The following is a 20,737-nucleotide window of genomic DNA, read 5'->3' as shown; positions in this document are numbered from 1 at the left end:
CGATCCGCTATGGCAATCATGCGCGCAGGTCATATGTTTGCCGCATGACACTGACAATCCCGTTTGATAACTCGTATGCCCGCCTGCCAGATGCGTTTTATGCACGTCAGGCGCCGGTCCCTGTTCGCGCACCGCAGCTGATTGCGTTCAACGCAGATCTCGCGCGGCTTTTGGATATCGCACCGGGGGATGTGCACGAGCTGGCCGAGACCTTTGCCGGCAATGCCATACCCGCCGGTGCGGAGCCGCTGGCGCAGCTGTATTCCGGGCACCAGTTTGGCAACTATAATCCGCAACTTGGGGATGGTCGGGCGGTTTTACTTGGGGAAACCGTGGGCACCGATGGTGTGCGTCGTGACATTCAGTTGAAAGGCTCTGGTCCGACGCCGTTCTCGCGGCAGGGGGATGGGCGGGCTTGGCTGGGGCCCGTTCTGCGCGAATACGTGGTGTCCGAGGCGATGCACGCGCTGGGCATTCCGACCACCCGCGCATTGGCCGCGGTCGAGACCGGAGAGGTCGTCCTGCGCGAAGGGCCTATGCCTGGTGCGGTGCTGACCCGTGTGGCGCGCAGCCATCTGCGGGTCGGGACGTTTCAGGTCTTTGCTGCCCGGGGGCAGATCGAGAGTTTACGTCGCCTGACGGAGTATGCCATCGCGCGCCACTATCCGCAGGCTGGGGGGCCGATGGGCTTGTTGCGTGCTGTGCGTGACGCTCAGGCCCAGTTGATTGCAAGTTGGATGAGCGTGGGGTTCATTCACGGGGTGATGAACACCGACAATTGCTCGGTTGCCGGTGAGACGATTGACTATGGGCCCTGCGCCTTCATGGACAGCTATCACCCCAACACGGTCTACAGCTCGATCGACCGGGCAGGGCGCTATGCCTATTCCAATCAACCGGATATTGCCGTCTGGAACGTGGCACAATTGGCCACCGCGTTGATCCAGCAGATGGAGGACAAGGAAGCAGCGGTTGAAGAGGCGACTGAGATCGTACACGCGATGCCCGATCTGTTGCAGCGGAATTGGATGGCACGCTTCCAGGCCAAGATAGGTCTGACGACGACCCGTGACGAAGATTCTGAGCTGATCTCGGACCTGCTGGTGCGCATGGCGCAGAATCATGCGGATTTCACCAACACTTTCCGCGCGCTGGGCACGGACAAGGCACGGGATCAATTCACTGATCCAATGGCATTTGACGGATGGGCCGAAGGTTGGCAAGCGCGGTTGGCGCACGAAGAAACCCCGACCCAGGTAATGCACGCGGCCAACCCGGTTTTCATCCCGCGCAACCATCGGGTCGAACAGATGATCGAGGCGGCGGTGCAGGGGGATTACACGCCCTTTCATCGTCTCAACAGCGTGCTGGGGCAGCCTTTCTTGGATCGGCCGGACAATGCCGACCTGACCCGCCCGCCGTCGCAGAGCGAAGTGGTACAGGCTACATTCTGCGGGACATGATGGAGATTTCGGGCGCCGTTGTTTCTGAGATGGGGTCGTGGCTCGAATGAGCGCTGGCGCCTTTGAGCCTACTTTGTCCGATGCTGGAGACCTCTCGAATGATCGCTTTTGCAGCCGCTACAGATGTGTTGCGCCTTGAAGCCAGTCACTGAATTCCCGCACAGCCTGACTGTGCCGGCTGCCAAACGGTTCAACAATGAAGTACCCGTAATCGGACAGCTCTTTTTCTGAGAGCCGTACAAGACAGCCATCATCGAGTTCCTGAGCAACAAGATCATCCATGAGAGCCACCCCCTGTCCGTTCGCGACGGCCTGCACGCGCACATTGGGATCTGGAATAATAAGCGTGTCGCGGCGCGGGTCCGTCTCAAACCCAGCTTCTTGCCTCCAATCTGTCCAGGCATTGCTGTCATCATGGTCCCTTAGAAGCACAAACTCGGCGAATGCGGCTTCAATCCCAAGCCGAGCGACTTTCTCCAGAGCTGCTTTATTCCCAACCGGCCAAGCTGGCATGTTGAGGAAGGGTTCGACCGTGGCATCGTCCCATTGGCCATTTCCCCATCTGATGGCAATGTCGATGCCCTGATTTTCAAGGTCAAAAAGCTGCGTCATGGGTTGTAGCCGCAGCCGGATGTCCGGATGTCTTTGCATGAAACCCGTGAGACGCGGCGATAACCACCGTGCTGCAAAATAGCTAGAAAGCCCGACCGTAAGGCCCACGTCGCGTGCTTTGGTAAACTCGTGCAGACTTGTCTCGAGAGCCTCGAACCCCGGGCGGCATGCCTCAAGTAAGGCTCGTCCTTGCTTGGTCAGGGTGATCCCGCGTGGTTCACGGCTTAGAAGCGTCGTCTGAAGTTCGTCCTCTAGCACTCTAACCTGATAGCTTACGGCACCTTTGGTCATGTTGAGGGCCTCCGCAGCGGCGGACAGGCTTGGATAGCGCGCAATCTCAACGAAGAGGCGCAAGGTATCATGTCTTCGAAAGGGCATTGCCATGGGACCATCGTATAAAATTTTTGAACGAAGAGTGTAGAATTATTTGATCCTCTGAACTCTTTTTCTCAACTATTATGACAAAGAAGAGGAGATGTTAGGAACATCCGGGTTGGAAAATTTAGACATAAACATTCAGCCAAAGTTGCGAAAGGCGGCGCGGCGCGGTCGTTCCGCGCGCCGTGGTGCACCCGACAGCGTTGTGTCTTACACGAAACGAAAGACTCCGGCGTACCAGCTCTTGAACGAACTGGAGCTTGGTGCCATCGAGACGCAAGCCGATTGGATACTTGAAAACATCGGGGTTGAGTTTCGCGGGGACGAGACAGCTATGGACCTGTTCCGAGATGCAGGCGCATGGGTCGACGGCCAGCGTGTTACATTTGAGCCAGGGCACGCGCGCCAACTGTGCGCCTCTGCGCCCAATCAATTTACGCTTCACGCGCGCAACCCGGCCAAGAGCGTTGAACTTGGTGGCAACAACGTTGTGCTTATGCCCGGCTATGGATCCCCCTTCGTGAGCGACCTTGAGCGAGGACGCCGCTATGCCGCGCTCGAAGACTTCCAAAACTTTGTGAAGTTGACGTACTCCACTCCGTATCTGCACCATTCTGGTGGCACGGTGTGCGAACCCACAGATATTCCGGTGAACAAACGCCATTTGGATATGGTGCTGGCGCACCTGACGCTCTCGGACAAACCATTCATGGGGGGCGTCACATCCCCTGTTCGCGCTCAAGACAGCGTTGATATGGCGCGACTCGTGTTCGGTGAGGCATTCATGGACGAGAACGCTGTCATCCAAGGCAACATCAACGTCAACTCCCCCCTTATATACGATGATACAATGTCCGGCGCCTTGCGGGTTTACGCCAGCGCCGGTCAATGTGTCTGTGTCTCGCCGGCGATCTTTGCCGGCGCTATGGGGCCTCTTTCGCCTGCTGCGGTTGCCGCGCAGACGCTCGCCGAGGGGATGGTAGGGATTGCACTGGCGCAGTTGGTGCAGCCTGGCTGTCCGGTGGTCTTCGGCAGTTTTCATTCAACTATGAACTTGAAGTCCGGAGCGCTGACTTTTGGTTCACCCGAGGCAAATCTGGCATCCATGGTTCTTTCCCAGCTGGGTCACCGCTTGGGTGTGCCTGTACGATCAGGCGGCGGCCATGTTTCCGGTTCCAACGCCGCCGACGGACAAGCCATGCAAGACAGCGTCGGGGCGATGTGGGCCACGCTCCTTTCGGGCGCGCACCAAGTCTGGCACGCTGCGGGCTGGCTCGAAGGCGGGCTGGTTATGTCCTATGAGAAATTCATCATGGATCTCGACCATTGCGGGGCAATGCTAAAGATGCTCCAGGGTATCGATGTGAGTGATGAAGTCTTTGGCCGCGACGCATACTTCGAAACAGGTCCGGGCGAGAACTTCCTATCGACTGCGCATACGCTACGCCATTTTGCGACGGCTCACTTTCAACCTGACATCCCAGAGGCTGGGCCATTCGAGACATGGTCCGAAAACGGGAGCCTCCGGGCGGATCAACGCTCTACCGCGCGGTGGAAATCCATGCTCGCAGGCTATCAGGCACCGTCTATGGACGAAGGTATTCGGTCCAGGCTGGAAGACTTCGTGGCCGAACGCCAAGCCTCAATGAAAGACGAGTGGTACTGATGAACTGGTCCCACTTCGCAGAGAACCACTGGAGATCGTACATGACTGAAGAACTAAGCCGCACATCCGCCCTCGCGTCGCGGCACACCGCGCTTGGATCAGGCCTAGAAGACTGGAACGGGATGGGCACGGCTTGGACCTACAACTCCGATCCCAATGATGAACACGATGCTGTTCGTGAGGCAGCGGGGATGTTCGATATGTCTCCTCTCAAGAAGGTGTTCGTGCGTGGGCCGGACGTCGTCGCAACGCTCGATCATCTGACGACACGCGACATCTCGAAAATCGATCCGGGTCAGGCTGCCTATCTCTGCATCCTGACAGAGAATGGCGGCATTGCCGACGATGCTATCGTGTCAAACAACGGAAACGATGAGTGGATGATCGTGCACGGGTCCGGCCATACCATGGCTTTGCTCAAGGCATCTGCCAAAGGCCGCGATGTACAGATCGAGTTTTCCGACGACCTGCATGATCTGTCAGTGCAAGGGCCTAAGTCACTCGATATTCTCGACGCCGGGTGTGATATCAATCTTGGCGATCTCGCCTATTTCGAGCACGCATCGGCGCGGCTCTTCGGCCATCCATGTCGGATTTCACGCACCGGCTATTCGGGGGAGCGTGGCTACGAGATATTTGCAGACGCGTCTGTCATCGGCGATATCTGGGACAAGCTTGTAGAGGCTGGCGTCACGCCGTGCTCATTCACTGCGCTCGATAAGGTTCGCATCGAAGCGGGGCTTTTGTTCTACGGATACGACATGACTGAGGACAACACACCCTGGGAGGTCGGGCTTGGGTTTACGGTCAGCGGGTCCAAAGGGGAGTTTCGCGGTAAGACGGCCGTCATGGCCGCCAAAGGGAAGGAGGCAACCCAAAACGTCTGCCTCGACATTGACCATTCCGACATGATGGCTGGCGGCGAGACGCTTTACCTCGATGGAAACGAAGTTGGTGTGATTAATTCTCCTTGTTATTCGCACCGCCTCGGTAAGTCACTCGCACTTGCTCATCTGCATCCTTCTGTCGAGATTGGCACAACTCTGAATGTTGCCGGAGATGATATCGAAACAAAAGCAAAGGTGGTTTCGATGCCGATCCATGATCCACGGAAGTCGAAGACTCATGCTTAGATTTTCGATGCGTTGTATTCGTTGCTTTCTCCCATGAACTTCCAAAAGCGGAGATTGAGCCGCGAGCTACCGACGATAGCTTCGTCCGAACAACGGAACCCTAGTGCGCTGGCCGCCACGCTGCGCTTGCGCAAGTCGGCTTCGAGCCCTCTTTGACATTGAGAATAGATGCTCAGCATGCGAAGCACGAAGCATGGACACGAATAACTTTCTTCGAGCACAAAGAGGCCAAGCTACTAAACGGCAGCGCTGGCAAGCTGGGGCGTTAGTTGAGATTCCAGTAGCTGAAAACTGTTGGGCATATGGGCAACTTGGGGAAGAGTATTTCGTAGCGGTTTTTGAAGGATACTTCTCAGAACGCCCGGCAATCGAAGATTTGATTCATCTGCCGATATTGTTCAAGTCCTTTGTCTATCGTGACGGTATTAGCAGAGGTTTTTGGCTGAAAGTTGGCCGGGTTGAGCCTCGAAGCGATGTGATGAAAGAAGATTACCGTTTCAAGCAGGACAAAATTTCCGGGGCTCTTTCGCTTTATCATTCAGACTTTGCTGAGCAAGGCTGGGAACGGCCAGCGCTTCTGAGCGAGTGCCTTGAATTGGAATGCGTTGCTGTTTGGGAGGCAAGTCATGTTGAAGACCGGATCATCGCAGCGCGTAACGGCCACGAATGCAAATGGGTCAGTTCCTTGGCGATAGATGTGCCAAGTGTTCCCGCACAACAGAACGACATTCATTGAGGATAGATGTCTGCTTAGTCCCGCTTAGCATTCGTTAGGCCCAACTTTGTACGCTGCGCTGTCGTGAATGATGACTCATTCTTGCACAATCAACATAGGAACCAACCGCTGCGAATTACCTGGTTCGGTGCCCCAGGAAACGGCACCTGTTCAAAAGGATCACCTTATTTCTGGTCCGGTCGCAACGCGGGCTTGCACCTGCGGCCCAGCAGGGTGATCCTTGGGCAAGTTTAAGACCCGGAGAGTCATGACAAAACCTTCGACCCTGCGTATCGGCAGTTACAACATCCAGAAATGTGTCGGGCTGGATTTCAGGCGGCAGCCGCAACGCATCATGCAGGTGCTGCACGGCATGCAGGCCGAGATTGTGGTGTTGCAGGAAGCCGACAAGCGATTGCCTCCCCGGCCGGCAGCGCTGCCACATTTCATGCTGGATGAAGCCGGGTGGCAAATTGTCGATCTGGGCGGTGCGGGGAGCTTGGGCTGGCATGGCAACGCCGTGATCTGGCGTGGCGATCACATCAAGGTTAGGCAGACCGGACATCATGACTTGCCGGGGCTGGAACCTCGGGGCGCGGTCCGCGTGGAGTTTGACACGCAGATCGGCCCGTTGCGGGTGATGGGGATGCATCTGGGGCTGCTGCCTGCATCCCGGAGGCAGCAGATCACGCATATTCGTCATTGCGACGCGTCTCTGGAACAGATGCCGACGGTTTGGGCAGGTGATTTTAACGAGTGGTCCCGGCAACCCGTTCTAGACAATCTGGCGCCGGAAATGCATTTTCTGCCACCGGTACCGAGCTATCCGGCCGCGCAGCCTTTGGGCGCGCTGGACAGGATAGCGCTGGGGTATGGCGTTGAGGCGGCTGATCACGGCGTGCATGGAGAGCGTCCGGCGCATATAGCCTCGGACCATCTGCCGATCTGGGCAGATCTGCGACGCATGGTCTGAAACCTGCACCGGCCAACGAATCCCTGTGGCGCTGGGCGCGCGGACAGATTAAGACAGAAACCCGAGCAATTCCTGAGGGGCATCATGTCGGACACGATCATCTCGCGGTGCGAAGGCAAAGGCCTGCGCATGACCGGACAGCGCCGCACCATTGCGCATGTGCTGGAGCAGAGTGAAGACCATCCGGATGTCGAGGAATTGTATACACGCGCTTCGGCGTTGGATTCGGGCATTTCGATTGCCACCGTGTATCGTACCGTGAAGCTGTTCGAAGAGGCCGGGATTTTGGAGCGGCTGGAGTTTGGTGACGGGCGCGCGCGCTATGAGGATGCCGAACGCGATCACCACGACCATCTGATCGACATGCAGTCTGGTGAGGTGATCGAATTCGTCGACCCCGAGATTGAAGCACTGCAGGAAAAAATCGCGGCCAAGCTGGGGTACAAGCTTATTGGCCATCGGTTGGAACTGTACGGCGTTCCTTTGGACAAGGACTGACCTATCACGAAACGCGATAGGTCGCCTCAAATCATTTCATCAATCGAATGCTGAAAATGCTTGCCACAGCGATGTCCTTCGGCTTTTGCTGAAGGTAACAGCGGTAATCGGTGCCGCCAGTTCCAACGGACATCAATATGAATAACGTTAATGGCATCTTGCTGGTCATTGCGGCTATGGCTGCGTTCACGCTTGAGGATATGTTCATCAAGCAACTGACGGCGTCGGTCGCGCCGGGTCAGATTCTGATCGTGTTGGGCCTGATCTGCGCCGGTGTCTTCTTTTGCATGGCGCTTTTTTCGCGTCAGCGGATCTTTGTCGCAGTCGCTTGGCAGCCCTTGCCCATGATCCGGGCGATGGCAGAAGCCGTTTCTGCAGTGGCGTTTGTGACCGCTTTGTCGATGGTGGATCTATCGATGGTGGCGGCTGTGTTTCAGGCCATGCCTTTGGCAGTGACCATGGGCGCGGCCTTGTTCCTGGGCGAGCATGTCGGGTGGCGCCGCTGGAGTGCCATCGGCGTTGGCTTCATCGGTGTTCTGATGATCATCCGTCCGGGACTCGAGGGGTTTCGCCCTGAATCCTTGTTCGTCGTCGTGGCGGTCATCGGTGTGGCCGCGCGGGATTTGATCACACGCCGGCTAGACCCCCGCATATCATCGGCGGTGGTGTCATCGCAGGCCTATCTTGCACTTGTTGTCGGTGGGGCCGTCCTGATGATCCTGGGCGCGCATCCCCTTGAACCGTTGCAAGCGGGACAGATCGGTCCCTATGCAGGCGCGGTTGTTTTTGGTGTTCTTGGATACTACGGGATCGTTACAGCGATGCGAGTGGGCGAGGCCTCGGCCGTGACGCCGTTCCGCTATACGCGTTTGTTGTTCTCGATTCTCGCCGGGGTTCTGGTGTTCAACGAACGGCCCGACCTGATGACCTTAGCCGGTTCGACGCTTATCATTGGATCTGGATTGTACACTTTTATCCGCGAACGCAGATTGGCGCGCGACATGGCCATGACCGCAGCCTGAACATGTTGGCGCAAACAGAAGACTGTTAGCCCTAAACGCCGGAAAATATGAGTGTTAGCGATAACGGAGCTGGTTTACTTTTCGGCGCGGGCTGGTATGAGGCTTGCAACCGAAGGCATCTTTAGGAACCGGTATCATGAGCACCATCATCGACATCCACGCGCGCGAAATCCTGGACAGCCGGGGGAACCCGACGGTCGAGGTGGACGTGATCCTCGAAGACGGCACCATGGGCCGTGCCGCAGTGCCCTCGGGCGCATCGACAGGCGCCTACGAGGCGGTGGAAAAACGCGATGGCGACAAGGCACGCTATCTGGGCAAAGGCGTGTTGGAGGCTGTGGCGGCGGTCAACGGCGAAATCGCCGAAGAGCTGGTCGGCTTTGACGCGACCGAGCAAGTGGCCATCGACGCCGCGATGATCGAGTTGGACGGGACCGAAAACAAAGGCCGTCTGGGCGCGAACGCTATACTTGGTGTCTCGCTGGCAACTGCCAAAGCTGCGGCGGATTTCACCACGCAGCCTCTGTACCGCTACGTTGGCGGCACTTCGGCCCGCGTTCTGCCGGTACCGATGATGAACATCATCAACGGCGGTGAGCACGCGGATAACCCGATCGACATTCAGGAATTCATGATCATGCCGGTCTCGGCCAGCAATATCCGCGAAGCGGTTCGCATGGGTTCAGAAGTATTCCACACGCTGAAGAAAGAACTGTCTGCCGCTGGCCTGAACACAGGCATCGGCGATGAAGGTGGTTTTGCCCCCAATATCGCATCCACTCGCGAGGCGTTGGACTTCATCCTGAAGTCAATCGAGAAAGCGGGTTACAAACCGGGCGAAGAGATCCACCTGGCGCTCGATTGCGCGGCCACCGAGTATTATAAGGATGGCAAGTACGTTCTGTCCGGTGAGGGCAAGACCCTGAGTTCAGAAGAAAACGCAGCCTATCTGGCGGCGCTTGTCAAAGACTATCCAATCATTTCGATCGAAGACGGTATGTCCGAGGATGACTGGGATGGCTGGAAAGCCCTGACCGATGCGATTGGCGACAAGGTGCAACTGGTCGGTGACGATTTGTTCGTGACCAACCCTGTACGTCTGGCCGAGGGGATCGAGCGTGGCTGTGCCAACTCGATGCTGGTCAAGGTGAACCAGATCGGGTCGCTGACCGAAACCCTGCGCGCCGTCGATATGGCCCACCGCGCGCGGTACACCAATGTTATGTCCCACCGCTCGGGCGAGACCGAAGACGCAACAATTGCCGATCTGGCAGTTGCGACCAATTGCGGGCAGATCAAAACCGGTTCGCTGGCGCGTTCTGACCGGTTGGCCAAGTACAACCAGTTGATTCGCATTGAAGAAACGCTGGCTGAAGTAGCGGAATATGCTGGGTCGTCGATCCTTCGTTAAGGTCTCGAACCATGTTATGGTCATCTGCTGAAAAAGGGGGTGACCATGCTGACAATTGTTAGGCCGAAAACACCTGAACAATTTGATGCCGTTAGAGCTTTGTGTTGGGAATATCGGGATTTTCTGGTCAGCCTGGGTGGCCGGGATGCCGAGGTCGTGTTGTATGCTTATCCTCAGGACAAGTTCGAAAGGTTGATGCAATCGTTGGAGTCCCAGCATGCGCCGCCCGATGGGGGCATTCAACTTGCGCTGGTGAATGGGTCAGCGGTTGGGTGCGGCATGTTCCAGCGCATTGGCGACCAGACCGCCGAGATTAAGCGTGTTTTCGTGCGCGACAGCGCGCGCGGAACTGGGGCTGGGCGCGCCCTCATGGAGGCATTGATCGGTGATTGCCGGGCACTGGGGTTCAAGCGGATACTCATGGACACAGGAAGCGCACTGACGGCGGCCCAAAAGCTGTACCAATCGCTGGGGTTTGTGCCGCGCGGACCCTACAGCGCGTTGCCAAAGTCAATTCTGGACGGATTGGTCTTTTTTGAAATGAACCTAGAAGCCGAGTGCTAGAAAACGGGGACCGATGGCCCCGTTTTCTAGGTATGCTCAAGATGTTCAGCCCCTGACGCGTTTTCCGCCTCCGATGCTGCTGAGTGGACCACCGACCAGTTACCCGATCAATTGTTCCGTTTTCGTATCTCTGGAATTTTCTGTATTATTTGCAACGACTTGCCTAGGTGCTGACAGAAATGCTGATCAGGGGGAAAGTCGCAACAGAAAAGCCCGCCAAGGGGAAAGGTCTTAGTAAACAGAGATTTGGTCGCTGAAACCAGATCGATGATTCACAAATATCGGATCAGAGCTTCCGGCTCATCAGCATGTAACGCTCGCGGGCTTTGAACCCGGTGCGTAGGTACAGTTTTTGTGTTGCCTCATCGGTGCGGTCGACTTCCAGGTGCAAAGCCGTCAGACCGGCACCTGCCAGCGCTTTGGGCAGATCCAACAAGACCTCAGTCGCGATGCCGCGACCCCGAACAGCGGGCCGGATGTAGATCTCGTCCACAAATCCATCCATGCCGCCAAACTCGATTGACCAGCCGAAGGTGAGGATGATGTAACCCAGTGGCGCGCGCCCAGGGCCGATCAGGTAGATACACCCATGCGGGAGACCTTCGAGCAGCGGCAGCAGTGCATCGCGCCGTTGATCCGAGTCTTGTTCAATGCCTGTCTCGGTGTGGAAAGCCCCGACAAGGCTCATCAGACGGTCAAGGTCGTCCGGGCGGGCAAGGCGAAGTGCGGCGCTCATAACCGGGCCAGACGTTCAGTGAGCAGGGCAAAGAAACCATCGGCATCGAGGTCGCCGACGAACAGCGCGTTCGGCGCGCGTTCAGTGACACCCCACCAGTCAGCGACGGTCATGCCCAACGTCAGTTCTGATGTCGTTTCGATTTCCACATTGACGTGACGGCCCGAGAACAGCTCGGGTCGGATCAAGTAGGCGGTCACGCAGGGGTCGTGCAGCGGCGCGCCTTCGCTTCCATATTTGTTCTTGTCGAAACGTTCGAAGAAGTCCGTCATCTGTGCGGTGGCAATGCCAGCTTTGTTGCCCAGGGCGCGGAACGCATCGTTGCGGGGCTTGGTGACCAGCGCCTTGTGAGTAACGTCCAAAGGCATGACCACAATTGGTCTTCCCGATTTAAACACAATATCAGCGGCTTCGGGATCGACGTGAATGTTGAACTCAGCCGTGGGCGTGATGTTCCCAACTTCGAAATACGCCCCACCCATCAGGACGATTTCCTGAACGCGGTCGACGATATCGGGGGCTTTCTGGAAAGCAGTGGCGATATTGGTCAGCGGACCCAGCGGGCAGAGCGTGACGGTGCCAGGCTCATGCGCGCGCAGGATGTCGATGATGAAATCGACCGCGTGTCCGTCGGTCAGCTGCATGTGCGGGTCGGGCAGATCGGGACCGTCGAGCCCAGTTTTACCATGCACATGTTCCGCGGTGATTAACGGGCGGGTCAGCGGGCGGTCGCATCCGGCATAAACCGGTATTTCGGTATGGCCGGCCAGTTCACAGACGATACGCGCATTCTTGGCGGTCAGCGCCAGCGGAACGTTGCCCGCGACGGCCGTGATACCAAGCACATCGATCTCGTCCGGGCTGGCCAGTGCCAGCAGGATTGCGACAGCGTCGTCCTGTCCGGGGTCGGTATCGATTATGATCTTGCGCGCTGACATTGCAGGCCTCCGGGGTCGTGAAGGGCGGACACTGGCAAGTGTCGTCGGACTTGTCCAGCAGTTTCAGCCGCTGGTTGCGGCGTCCACAGGCGGGAGTTTGCCGTTGGCGCGATGCTCTGCAATCTTCACCTCATCCCACAGCGCATCCATCTCGGTCAGATCGCTTTCCGAGGGGGTTTTACCACGGTCAGCAAGACGCGCCTCGACCTGCGCAAAGCGGCGTGTGAACTTGGCATTGGTGCGGCGCAGGGCGGCCTCGGGTTCAATGCCCAAATGGCGGCCAAGGTTGACCATCACGAACAGGAGATCGCCGAATTCATCTTCCAACGCATCGGCATCCTTGCGATCACGCGCCTCTTCCAACTCAGCCGCTTCTTCGGTGATCTTGGCAAGGACATGGCTAGCGTCAGGCCAGTCAAAGCCCACACGCGCAGCGCGTTTTTGCAGCTTGTGCGCCCGCAACAGGGCAGGCAGGTTGGCTGCAACGCCGTCCAACGCGCCTTTTTGTTCCTTGCCCGCACGCTCGGCTGCTTTGACTGTTTCCCAGTCCAGCGTCTGCTGTTCGGCCGATTTGTCGCGGGATTCATCACCAAAGACGTGCGGATGGCGGGACACCATCTTGTCGCACATGGTGCGCACGACATCCTGAAAGGCGAAATGGCCGGCTTCTTCGGCCATCTGCGCATGAAACACCGACTGGAACAGCAGATCACCCAGCTCACCCTTCAGCTCATCCCAGGCCTGCCGTTCGATGGCGTCTGCGACCTCATAGGCCTCTTCGATGGTGTAAGGCGCAATCGTGCCGAAATCCTGTTCGATATCCCAGGGGCAGCCGGATTGCGGGTCGCGCAGGCGGCGCATGATTTCCAGCAAGCGTTCGATCCCGGCGTCCGGGTCGTGGATCAGTGGATTTTCAGCCATTGCGAAGCCCCTTGTTCCAGTGTCTGATGCAGACATCCCGCAGCTTGGATCAGGAGTCCACCCCATATGCCCGTTGTGAACCGTATTGCCGACTATGCCGCTGACATGGCGACATGGCGTAAGCATCTGCATACGATCCCTGAACTCGAGTTCGAATGCTACGAAACGGCGGCATTTGTGGCCGAGCGGCTGCGTGAATTTGGCGTGGACGAGCTGCATGAAGGCATTGCCAAAACCGGAATCGTTGCGATCATCAAAGGTCAGGGCGACGGGCCGACAATTGGCCTGCGCGCCGACATGGACGGGCTGCCGATCCCCGAGGAAACGGGGTTGGACTATGCCTCGACAAACGCCGGGAAGATGCATGCCTGCGGGCATGACGGGCACACAACGATGTTGCTGGGCGCGGCGCGCTATCTGGCCGAGACGCGCAACTTCAAAGGCCGCGTCGCGCTGATCTTTCAGCCCGCCGAGGAAGAGGGCGGCGGCGCAGGCGTGATGGTCGAAGAAGGCATCATGGACCGGTTCGATATTTCTGAGGTTTACGCGTTGCACAACGACCCCGGCAATCCCGAAGGCGCGTTCTATACGACACCGGGGCCGATCATGGCGGCCGTGGATACGTTTCACATCCATATTCAAGGGGTCGGAGGCCACGGGGCGATGCCGCATCAGACCCGCGACCCGGTGATGGCGGCCTGTGGGATTGCCCAGGCCATTCAGACGATTGTCAGCCGCAATCACTATGCGGTTGAAGATCTTGTCGTCTCGGTCACGCAGATCCACACCGGGACGGTCAACAACGTGATCCCCGATACCGCCTATCTGAACGGAACTGTCAGAACCTTCGATCCTGCGGTTCAGAAGATGGTGATGGAACGGATGGAACAGATCGTAAAAGGTCAGGCGGCTTCATACGGGGTTGAGGCAGAACTGGTGTATGACGTCGGTTATCCTGCGACTATCAACGACGCCAACAAGTGCGCCTTTGCGGCTGATGTTGCGCGGGAAGTTTCCGGTGAAGATCGCGTGGTGGATTCGATAGGGCGCGATATGGGGGCCGAGGATTTTTCCTACATGCTGCAGGCACGACCGGGCGCGTATCTGTTTCTGGGGCAGGGCGACGGTGCCGGGCTGCATCATCCAAAATACAACTTCAATGACGACATTGCGCCAGTCGGCGCGTCGTTCTTTGCGCGGGTTGTCGAAAAAGCGCAGCCACTGAGCTGAAAATATCAAGGGGGAGCGGACCAAATGGCTTTGGAAGATTCAAAGAACTTCGTGGATGAGGCGTTTACGAACCCCGAGTTGAAAGGGGTTTCTCACGAGAATACGTTTGGTGGAGCAACATCTTTTCTGCGCCGCCTTTATACCAAGAACCTGAAGGATGTAGATATTGCAGTGACAGGCGTGCCCTTCGATCAGGCGGTCACCAACCGTCCGGGCACCCGTCTTGGCCCGCGTGCGATCCGAGAAGCCAGTACACTGCAATCCCCGGACGAACCGTATGGCTGGCCTTTTGATGCGTTAAGCGAGCTGGCCATCGTGGACTATGGCGACATGGCCTTTGACTATGCCAATATCCCAGCCTTTCCCGACACGCTGACCGATCATATTCGGACGATTTTGGCGGCGGATGTCGCCTCTGTCACGTTGGGCGGGGATCATTATGTCAGTTTTCCGATCCTCAAAGCTTATGCCGAGAAATATGGGCCGATGTCCCTGGTGCAATTCGATGCGCATACCGACACATGGGCCGATGATGACATGTCCCGGGTAGATCACGGGACGATGTTCTACAAGGCCGTGAAATCCGGGATCGTGGATCCCAAGCGATCGGTTCAGGTGGGGATACGAACAACCAACGAAGACACGCTGGGCGTCAACATAATCGACGCGCGCGAGGTGTATGAGGCCGGTCCGGCCGCCGTGGCGCAAAGGATCAAGGAAATCGTCGGCGACAGCCCGGTCTATCTGAGCTTTGATATCGACGGGCTGGACCCGGCTTTTGCCCCAGGAACCGGCACGCCTGTTTGGGGTGGGCTTTCGTCCATTCAGGCGCAAATCATCCTGCGCGATATTGCCGGGATCAATATCAAGGGTGGCGATGTGGTCGAGGTATCGCCCCCGTTTGACACATCCGGTGCGACGGCCATTGCGGGTGCACATGTGGCGACTCAGATCATTTGCCTGTTGGGATGGAGCAAGCTGGTCTGAAGTTAACCATTGATTAGCCATACTTCCGATATGGCTTAACCAAGTGACCGGATGGGAGAGACAACAGGCATGACAGATTTCAACCAACCGATCAGCGGCAACGATCTGGCCCGTTTTTCGGGGCCGAATACCTTTATGCGCTTGCCTCAGGCGGCCTCGCTTGTCGGGTTGGATGTCGCGGTTCTGGGCATCCCGATGGATATCGGTACCTCGTGGCGGTCCGGGACGCGGTTTGGACCAAAGCAGATCAGGTCTGAAAGCGCGATGATCCGGCCGTACAACATGGCCACAACCGCAGCACCATTTGATAAGCTTCAGATTGCCGATATTGGCGATCTGGCGATCAATACCTTTTCGTTGGCGGACAGTCTGAAGATCATCAAGGAAAGCTATGATGCCATTCTGGCGCAAGGCGTCACGCCGGTTGCCATGGGTGGTGACCATTCGATCACCCTGCCGATCCTGCGGGCGATAGCTGCAAAACACGGGCCCGTGGCGCTGGTCCATGTAGACGCCCATGCGGATGTAAATGATGAAATGTTTGGCGAGCGTGAGACCCACGGCACCGTGTTTCGCCGCGCTTACGAAGAGCAACTGATCGTCCCTGACAAAACCTTTCAGATCGGCATCCGGGGGTCTGGTTATGCGGCGTCTGACTTTACCGAGGCCAAGGGCTGGGGTTTTCGTCAGTTCCCGGCGTGGGAGCTGTGGCAGCAGAACCTGACCCAGATTGGCTCGACGATCCGCAAAACGATTGGCGATCATCCGGTCTATATCACCTATGATATTGACAGTCTGGACCCGTCTTTTGCCCCGGGCACCGGCACACCCGAGATTGGCGGGCTTACAACGCCGCAGGCCTTGCAACTGATCCATGCCCTGGGTGGGGTCAATGTGGTGGGCTGCGACTTGGTCGAAGTATCTCCGCCGTATGACCCGTCGGGAAACACGGCGCTGACGGCCGCCAATCTGTTATTCGAGCTGTTGTGCATTCTTCCCGGCGTGACGTCTCGGTAGGGGCCGTCGCAATGGCTTGTTTGACTGTTCGTAGCAGCTAGGTTTTGGGTCAAAGAAGGTATGGGGCAATGAAATATATGATCTGGCTGCTGGTCGCGTTGGTCATTTTGGTCGGTGGCTATATCCGCCTTGCCCCATCTGATCCCGATCTTTGGCATGTGCCCCCGAACGGTGACGTAAACCGCGATATGAAGGGTGGCGTTTACCGTTTGGTCGAAACAGGCCCTGAGGGTCTGGCTCAGTTGGACGAGATCGCGCGTGTTTCACCGCGCACCTCGGTTCTGGCCGGTTCGGTCGATGAGGGGATGATCACGTACGTCACGCGCACAAAATGGATCGGCTTTCCCGACTACACGACGGTGCAGCAGGACGGTGACATTCTACGCATTTACGGCCGGTTACGTTTTGGCCGGAAGGATTTTGACGTCAATCGACACCGGGTCGACGGTTGGCTTGCTTTGTTCTAGCCCTGACGACAAACACCCTTCCTGAACCTCGCGCCACATGGGGACGTTCAGGGACATCTGACACTGCGCTGTGAACATGCGCCCATCGACCTGCAGACAGATCATCTCACCCAATTCGATCCGGCTGCCGGATTTGTCAGTGCAATAGCAATCCTGAACCTTGCCTCCGGGGCCAAATACATCGGCCAAGGCAGGGGTTGCGCAAAGGGTCAGGGCTAGAATGAGCCGTTTCATATGATCAGGTTAGCATAAGGCGGGGCCTTGACCATAGCCCCGGATTGATAGACACCGCCCGGATGATCCCCGAAGAACGACTTGAACAGATCACCCAGCGTTTTCAATACCTCGAAGCAGCCATGGCCGATGGTGCCTCGGGCGGAGACATCGCGACGCTGGCGAAAGAATATTCTGATCTGAAACCGGTGGTCGATCAGATCATGGCCTGGCGTCAGCTGGTCACCGATCTGGCCGATGCCGAGGCTATGCTGACCGACCCGGATATGAAAGAACTGGCCGAGGAAGAAATTCCTGCATTGCAGTCGCGTATCCCCGAGGCGGAACATGCGCTGCAACTGGTGCTTTTACCCAAAGATGCCGCGGATGCCCGGCCAGCGATGCTGGAAATCCGGCCCGGAACCGGCGGGGATGAGGCCGCTCTGTTTGCCGGAGATTTGCTGCGGATGTATCAGCGCTATGCCGAGGCGCGCGGCTGGAAATTCGAGATCATCGAGGAACAGGCCTCTGATCTGGGTGGTATCAAAGAGGTTGTGGCCCATATCAAAGGCGAAAATGTCTTTGCCCGGATGAAGTACGAATCCGGCGTTCACCGGGTGCAGCGGGTTCCTGAAACCGAAAGTGGCGGGCGCATTCATACCTCGGCCGCGACGGTTGCGGTCCTGCCCGAGGCGGAAGACGTAGACATCCAGATCGACGCCAATGACATCCGGATCGATACGATGCGATCGTCAGGCGCTGGCGGGCAACATGTGAACACCACCGATTCGGCGGTGCGGATCACGCATTTGCCCAGTGGTCTGGTGGTGACCAGTTCCGAGAAGTCGCAGCACCGCAACCGTGAAATTGCCATGCAGGTGTTGAAAACACGCCTTTATGATCAGGAACGTCAGCGGATCGACAGCGAACGTTCGGCCGATCGGGCCAGTCAGGTGGGATCGGGTGATCGGTCCGAGCGCATCAGAACCTATAATTTTCCGCAAGGCCGCATGACCGATCACCGTATCAACCTGACGCTTTATAAGCTGGATCAGGTGATCCAGGGCGATCTGGATGAGGTGATTGACGCGCTGACCGCCGACGATCAGGCGCGTTTGCTTGCTGAGATGGCGCAATGACAGGAATGCAGACAGCCGCGCAGGCGATGGTGGCCGCAACGGCGCGGCTGCGCGCAGCTGGTGTGGACGATCCGGCGCGGGATGCGCGTGTGTTGCTGGCTCATGCCGCCCGGATAGAAGCCAGCCGTGTTACGTTGATCGCGCCCGAAGAACTGTCGCCTGAGATTTCTGAGCGTTATGATCAGTTGATCTCGCTGCGCGCTATCCGGGTGCCGGTTTCGCATCTATTGGGCGAACGCGAATTCTATGGGCGCGGATTCCGCGTCAGCAGTGATGTTTTGGACCCAAGGCCTGAGACCGAGGCCTTGATCGAGGCGGCGCTGAGCGAGCCTTTTGATCATGTTTTGGACCTGGGAACAGGCTCAGGCTGTATCCTGGTCACTTTGCTGGCCGAGCGTACCAGTGCAACAGGTGTGGGTGTAGATGTGAGCGAAGCCGCCTGCCTGCAGGCCAGCGCAAATGCCGTGAAACACAATGTTCAGGAGCGGATCGATATTCGCAAATCCAATTGGTTTGACGGCGTTAACGACGTGTTTGATCTGATCGTGTCGAACCCGCCCTATATATCGCTGGCCGAGATGAACGAATTATCGCCGGAGGTTCGTGAGCATGAACCCCGGTTGGCTTTGACGGACGAGGGCGATGGGTTGGGCGCGTATCGCCACATTGCCGCAGGCGCGCCTGACTTTCTGATGCCTGGCGGGCGTATATTGCTCGAAATTGGCCCCACACAAGCCGCGCAAGTGTCCGCCTTGTTGGATGCATCAGGTCTGGCTGACATCCGGATAATCCCCGATCTGGATAGGCGCGACCGCGTGGTTGGTGCCAGAATGCCTAGGTAAACGCAAAACTGAGGCCGAAAAACGCCGATCTCGGTAAAAAAGCTGAGAAAAATCCGAGAATCCTCTTGTCTGTACGCGCAGGACATGTTTACTCAGGATTAGTCGGCGAGGTAGACGCTGTTTCAGCGCGCCCCTGACGCCAAGCCCAAAAAGTCGATGACGCGTTACGGCACAAGCCTCTGAGCAGCGTAAGGTACGGGTTGATCGACAGCGAATGACAAGGCTGACGTAAAGTAGATGAGATCTTCCAAATCCCGCTCGCGGGCCAAGAATAACCGCAATCGTCCTTCTGGCGGCAACGTCGTAAACCGGGTTTTTGACAGCTCGGGTCCGGAAGGAAAGGTGCGTGGCACACCGCAGCAAATCATAGATAAGTACAATCAGTTGGCGCGCGATGCCCAGCTGAGCAATGACCGTGTTGCGGCCGAGAACTTTCAGCAACATGCTGAGCATTACTTGCGATTGCTCAGCGAAGCACAGAAAGAGATGGAAGCGCGCCGCGAAGAGCAGGAGCGCCAGAACCGCGAACGCCAGGCAGAACGCGATCGTGAACGCGCCGAGCGTCAGGAACGCGAAGCCGCCCGTCAGTCTGATCCGGCCGAGACGCCGCAGCCCGACGTCATGGATTTCGGGTCCGAGGCAGCTGCGCCTGAAAGCGGGCTGGTCGAAACCCCCGAAAGCCAGGGCAATGCGCCTGCAGAAGGTTCCGAGGCGCCAGAGCGCAAGGAAAAGCCAGCGCGCAAACCTCGCGCCCGCAAGCCGAAACCGGCACCCAAACCGGAAACGACCGGTGACAATGGCGATACGCCTGAGGCTGCTGAATAGTCAGCCCAACAGGCTTTGAGTTAAGAAACCCCGGTATATGCGCCGGGGTTTTCTTTTTATTGTATCAGGTTTTTCGAATTTCACGGGCCAATGCACAAAACGCTTCGAGCGAGATTTGCTCGGCGCGGTCTGTAGGCTTGATACCGGCGGCGATCAAGCGGTCTTCGATGTCCGGGGCGACGCCCTTCAGGGACGCGCGCAGCATCTTACGCCGCTGGTTGAAGGCCGCGGCAACTGTGCGGGACAAAGTGGCGGCATCTGCCGGATAGCGCGGTTCGGGCAGGGCAGTCAGATGAACGACCGAGCTGGAGACTTTGGGCGGCGGAGTGAACGCGCCCGGCGGCAGGGACATGGCAATACGCGCCTCGGCGCGCCACTGGGCAAGAATGGCCAGACGCCCGTAGGTTTTACTGCCGGGTTGGGCAACGATGCGCTCGGCCACCTCGCGTTGGAACATCAGCGTCAGGCTTTGCCAGAACGGGGGCCATTCTGGTGGCGTCAGCCAACGCACCAAAAGCTCGGTTCCGACATTGTATGGCAGGTTGGCTGCGACCCGGATCGGCGGCGTCAGATGAGCCAGAGGATCGATTTCCAGCGCATCACCTTTGATCACCTCAAGCTTGCCGGGATAGGCCGCGGCAATGTCATTCAAGGCGGCGATACACCGGGTGTCTTTTTCCACGGCGACAACCTTGCGCGCGCCTTCGGACAACAAGCCGCGTGTCAGACCTCCGGGGCCTGGGCCGATTTCCAGAACATCGCAGTCTTGCAAATCACCGGCCTGGCGCGCGATCTTGGCAGTCAGGTTGAGGTCCAGCAAAAAGTTCTGACCCAGCGACTTGCGGGCGGACAGTTGGTGTGACGCGATAACCTCGCGCAATGGGGGAAGTGTGTCGATGGCGCTCATGATCTGACTACCGTGGCGCGGAAAGGCAGCGTGGTGCCAGAGGTTTTTTGCCTCCGGCGGGGATATTTTTGGCCAGATGA

At 57.7% G+C, this 20,737-nt stretch carries 22 protein-coding genes; 16 read left to right on the top strand and 6 right to left on the bottom strand.

The window, feature by feature from the left end; translation table 11 throughout:
• The first annotated feature begins 44 nt into the window (after positions 1–44).
• A complete protein-coding gene (locus Q1B13_RS03320; protein ID WP_299076643.1) occupies positions 45–1,463 on the top strand; it encodes a YdiU family protein in 1,419 nt (472 codons plus the stop codon).
• Between the two features lie 117 nt (positions 1,464–1,580).
• Here the strand turns inward: Q1B13_RS03320 and Q1B13_RS03315 are convergent, their stop codons facing one another.
• Positions 1,581–2,453, bottom strand: a complete 873-nt coding sequence (locus Q1B13_RS03315; RefSeq protein WP_299799693.1) for a LysR substrate-binding domain-containing protein — start codon at positions 2,451–2,453, stop codon at positions 1,581–1,583.
• 115 nt (positions 2,454–2,568) lie between these two features.
• Between Q1B13_RS03315 and Q1B13_RS03310 the strand changes: the two genes are divergently transcribed.
• From Q1B13_RS03310 to Q1B13_RS03275, 8 genes are all read left to right on the top strand, one after another.
• Entirely contained in the window at positions 2,569–4,119 is a 1,551-nt protein-coding gene (locus tag Q1B13_RS03310) for a trimethylamine methyltransferase family protein (RefSeq protein WP_367180696.1), read from the top strand.
• A gap of 41 nt (positions 4,120–4,160) precedes the next feature.
• Entirely contained in the window at positions 4,161–5,252 is a 1,092-nt protein-coding gene (locus tag Q1B13_RS03305; protein ID WP_299075884.1) for an aminomethyltransferase family protein, read from the top strand.
• 193 nt (positions 5,253–5,445) lie between these two features.
• A complete protein-coding gene (locus Q1B13_RS03300; RefSeq protein ID WP_299075881.1) occupies positions 5,446–5,988 on the top strand; it encodes a hypothetical protein in 543 nt (180 codons plus the stop codon).
• Positions 5,989–6,235: 247 nt separating this feature from the next.
• Positions 6,236–6,940 (top strand): endonuclease/exonuclease/phosphatase family protein, encoded by a 705-nt coding sequence (locus tag Q1B13_RS03295; RefSeq protein WP_299075878.1) that lies wholly within the window; start codon positions 6,236–6,238, stop codon positions 6,938–6,940.
• 84 nt (positions 6,941–7,024) lie between these two features.
• The gene (locus Q1B13_RS03290; protein ID WP_298934788.1) at positions 7,025–7,438 is read left to right on the top strand and encodes a Fur family transcriptional regulator; all 414 of its coding nucleotides are present in this window, start codon (positions 7,025–7,027) and stop codon (positions 7,436–7,438) included.
• A gap of 137 nt (positions 7,439–7,575) precedes the next feature.
• Positions 7,576–8,460 carry a DMT family transporter gene (locus tag Q1B13_RS03285; RefSeq protein ID WP_299075875.1) on the top strand — a complete coding sequence of 295 codons (885 nt, stop codon included), beginning with the start codon at positions 7,576–7,578 and terminating at the stop codon, positions 8,458–8,460.
• A 136-nt stretch (positions 8,461–8,596) separates the two neighbouring features.
• Positions 8,597–9,871, top strand: coding sequence for a phosphopyruvate hydratase (gene eno, locus Q1B13_RS03280; protein WP_299075872.1), 1,275 nt, complete (start codon positions 8,597–8,599; stop codon positions 9,869–9,871).
• Between the two features lie 45 nt (positions 9,872–9,916).
• Positions 9,917–10,435 carry a GNAT family N-acetyltransferase gene (locus Q1B13_RS03275; protein WP_299075870.1) on the top strand — a complete coding sequence of 173 codons (519 nt, stop codon included), beginning with the start codon at positions 9,917–9,919 and terminating at the stop codon, positions 10,433–10,435.
• A 286-nt stretch (positions 10,436–10,721) separates the two neighbouring features.
• Here Q1B13_RS03275 and Q1B13_RS03270 read toward each other — a convergent pair whose 3' ends face one another.
• The 3 genes from Q1B13_RS03270 to mazG all read right to left on the bottom strand — a co-directional run bounded on the left by Q1B13_RS03270 (position 10,722) and on the right by mazG (position 13,030).
• The gene (locus tag Q1B13_RS03270; protein WP_299075866.1) at positions 10,722–11,171 is read right to left on the bottom strand and encodes a GNAT family N-acetyltransferase; all 450 of its coding nucleotides are present in this window, start codon (positions 11,169–11,171) and stop codon (positions 10,722–10,724) included.
• On the bottom strand, positions 11,168–12,109 hold the full coding sequence (locus Q1B13_RS03265) for a nucleoside hydrolase (RefSeq protein WP_299075863.1): 942 nt from the start codon (positions 12,107–12,109) through the stop codon (positions 11,168–11,170). Before Q1B13_RS03265 ends, Q1B13_RS03270 begins: the two co-directional genes overlap by 4 nt.
• Positions 12,110–12,172: 63 nt before the next feature.
• Entirely contained in the window at positions 12,173–13,030 is an 858-nt protein-coding gene (mazG, locus tag Q1B13_RS03260; protein WP_299075860.1) for a nucleoside triphosphate pyrophosphohydrolase, read from the bottom strand.
• Positions 13,031–13,096: 66 nt separating this feature from the next.
• On the opposite strand from mazG, the gene Q1B13_RS03255 reads away from it, so the two are divergent.
• From Q1B13_RS03255 to Q1B13_RS03240, 4 genes are all read left to right on the top strand, one after another.
• A complete protein-coding gene (locus Q1B13_RS03255) occupies positions 13,097–14,260 on the top strand; it encodes a M20 aminoacylase family protein (protein WP_298934795.1) in 1,164 nt (387 codons plus the stop codon).
• Positions 14,261–14,284: 24 nt separating this feature from the next.
• Entirely contained in the window at positions 14,285–15,247 is a 963-nt protein-coding gene (speB, locus tag Q1B13_RS03250; protein ID WP_299075857.1) for an agmatinase, read from the top strand.
• A gap of 69 nt (positions 15,248–15,316) precedes the next feature.
• Positions 15,317–16,264, top strand: a complete 948-nt coding sequence (speB, locus tag Q1B13_RS03245) for an agmatinase (protein ID WP_299075855.1) — start codon at positions 15,317–15,319, stop codon at positions 16,262–16,264.
• A 68-nt stretch (positions 16,265–16,332) separates the two neighbouring features.
• Positions 16,333–16,731 carry a DUF1499 domain-containing protein gene (locus Q1B13_RS03240; RefSeq protein WP_299075852.1) on the top strand — a complete coding sequence of 133 codons (399 nt, stop codon included), beginning with the start codon at positions 16,333–16,335 and terminating at the stop codon, positions 16,729–16,731.
• Here Q1B13_RS03240 and Q1B13_RS03235 read toward each other — a convergent pair.
• The gene (locus tag Q1B13_RS03235) at positions 16,663–16,965 is read right to left on the bottom strand and encodes a hypothetical protein (RefSeq protein WP_299075849.1); all 303 of its coding nucleotides are present in this window, start codon (positions 16,963–16,965) and stop codon (positions 16,663–16,665) included. The two genes, Q1B13_RS03240 and Q1B13_RS03235, sit on opposite strands and share 69 nt — an antisense overlap.
• 62 nt (positions 16,966–17,027) lie before the next feature.
• Here Q1B13_RS03235 and prfA point away from each other — a divergent pair, with 62 nt between their 5' ends.
• The 3 genes from prfA (at position 17,028) to Q1B13_RS03220 (ending at position 19,750) form a co-directional block, all read left to right on the top strand.
• Positions 17,028–18,083, top strand: a complete 1,056-nt coding sequence (prfA, locus tag Q1B13_RS03230; protein ID WP_299075846.1) for a peptide chain release factor 1 — start codon at positions 17,028–17,030, stop codon at positions 18,081–18,083.
• Complete coding sequence (gene prmC, locus Q1B13_RS03225; protein ID WP_299075843.1) at positions 18,080–18,925, top strand: peptide chain release factor N(5)-glutamine methyltransferase; 846 nt, start codon at positions 18,080–18,082, stop codon at positions 18,923–18,925. Before prfA ends, prmC begins: the two co-directional genes overlap by 4 nt.
• A gap of 237 nt (positions 18,926–19,162) precedes the next feature.
• Entirely contained in the window at positions 19,163–19,750 is a 588-nt protein-coding gene (locus Q1B13_RS03220; protein WP_298934801.1) for a DUF4167 domain-containing protein, read from the top strand.
• A gap of 64 nt (positions 19,751–19,814) precedes the next feature.
• On the opposite strand, the gene rsmA is transcribed toward Q1B13_RS03220, so the two are convergent.
• Positions 19,815–20,657 (bottom strand): 16S rRNA (adenine(1518)-N(6)/adenine(1519)-N(6))-dimethyltransferase RsmA, encoded by an 843-nt coding sequence (gene rsmA, locus Q1B13_RS03215; protein ID WP_299075840.1) that lies wholly within the window; start codon positions 20,655–20,657, stop codon positions 19,815–19,817.
• Between the last annotated feature and the right edge of the window lie 80 nt (positions 20,658–20,737).

The sequence above is a fragment of the uncultured Ruegeria sp. genome (assembly GCF_947489545.1).
In the GTDB taxonomy this organism is placed as follows: Bacteria; Pseudomonadota; Alphaproteobacteria; order Rhodobacterales; family Rhodobacteraceae; genus Ruegeria.
This window is presented reverse-complemented; position numbering and strand designations above follow the sequence as displayed.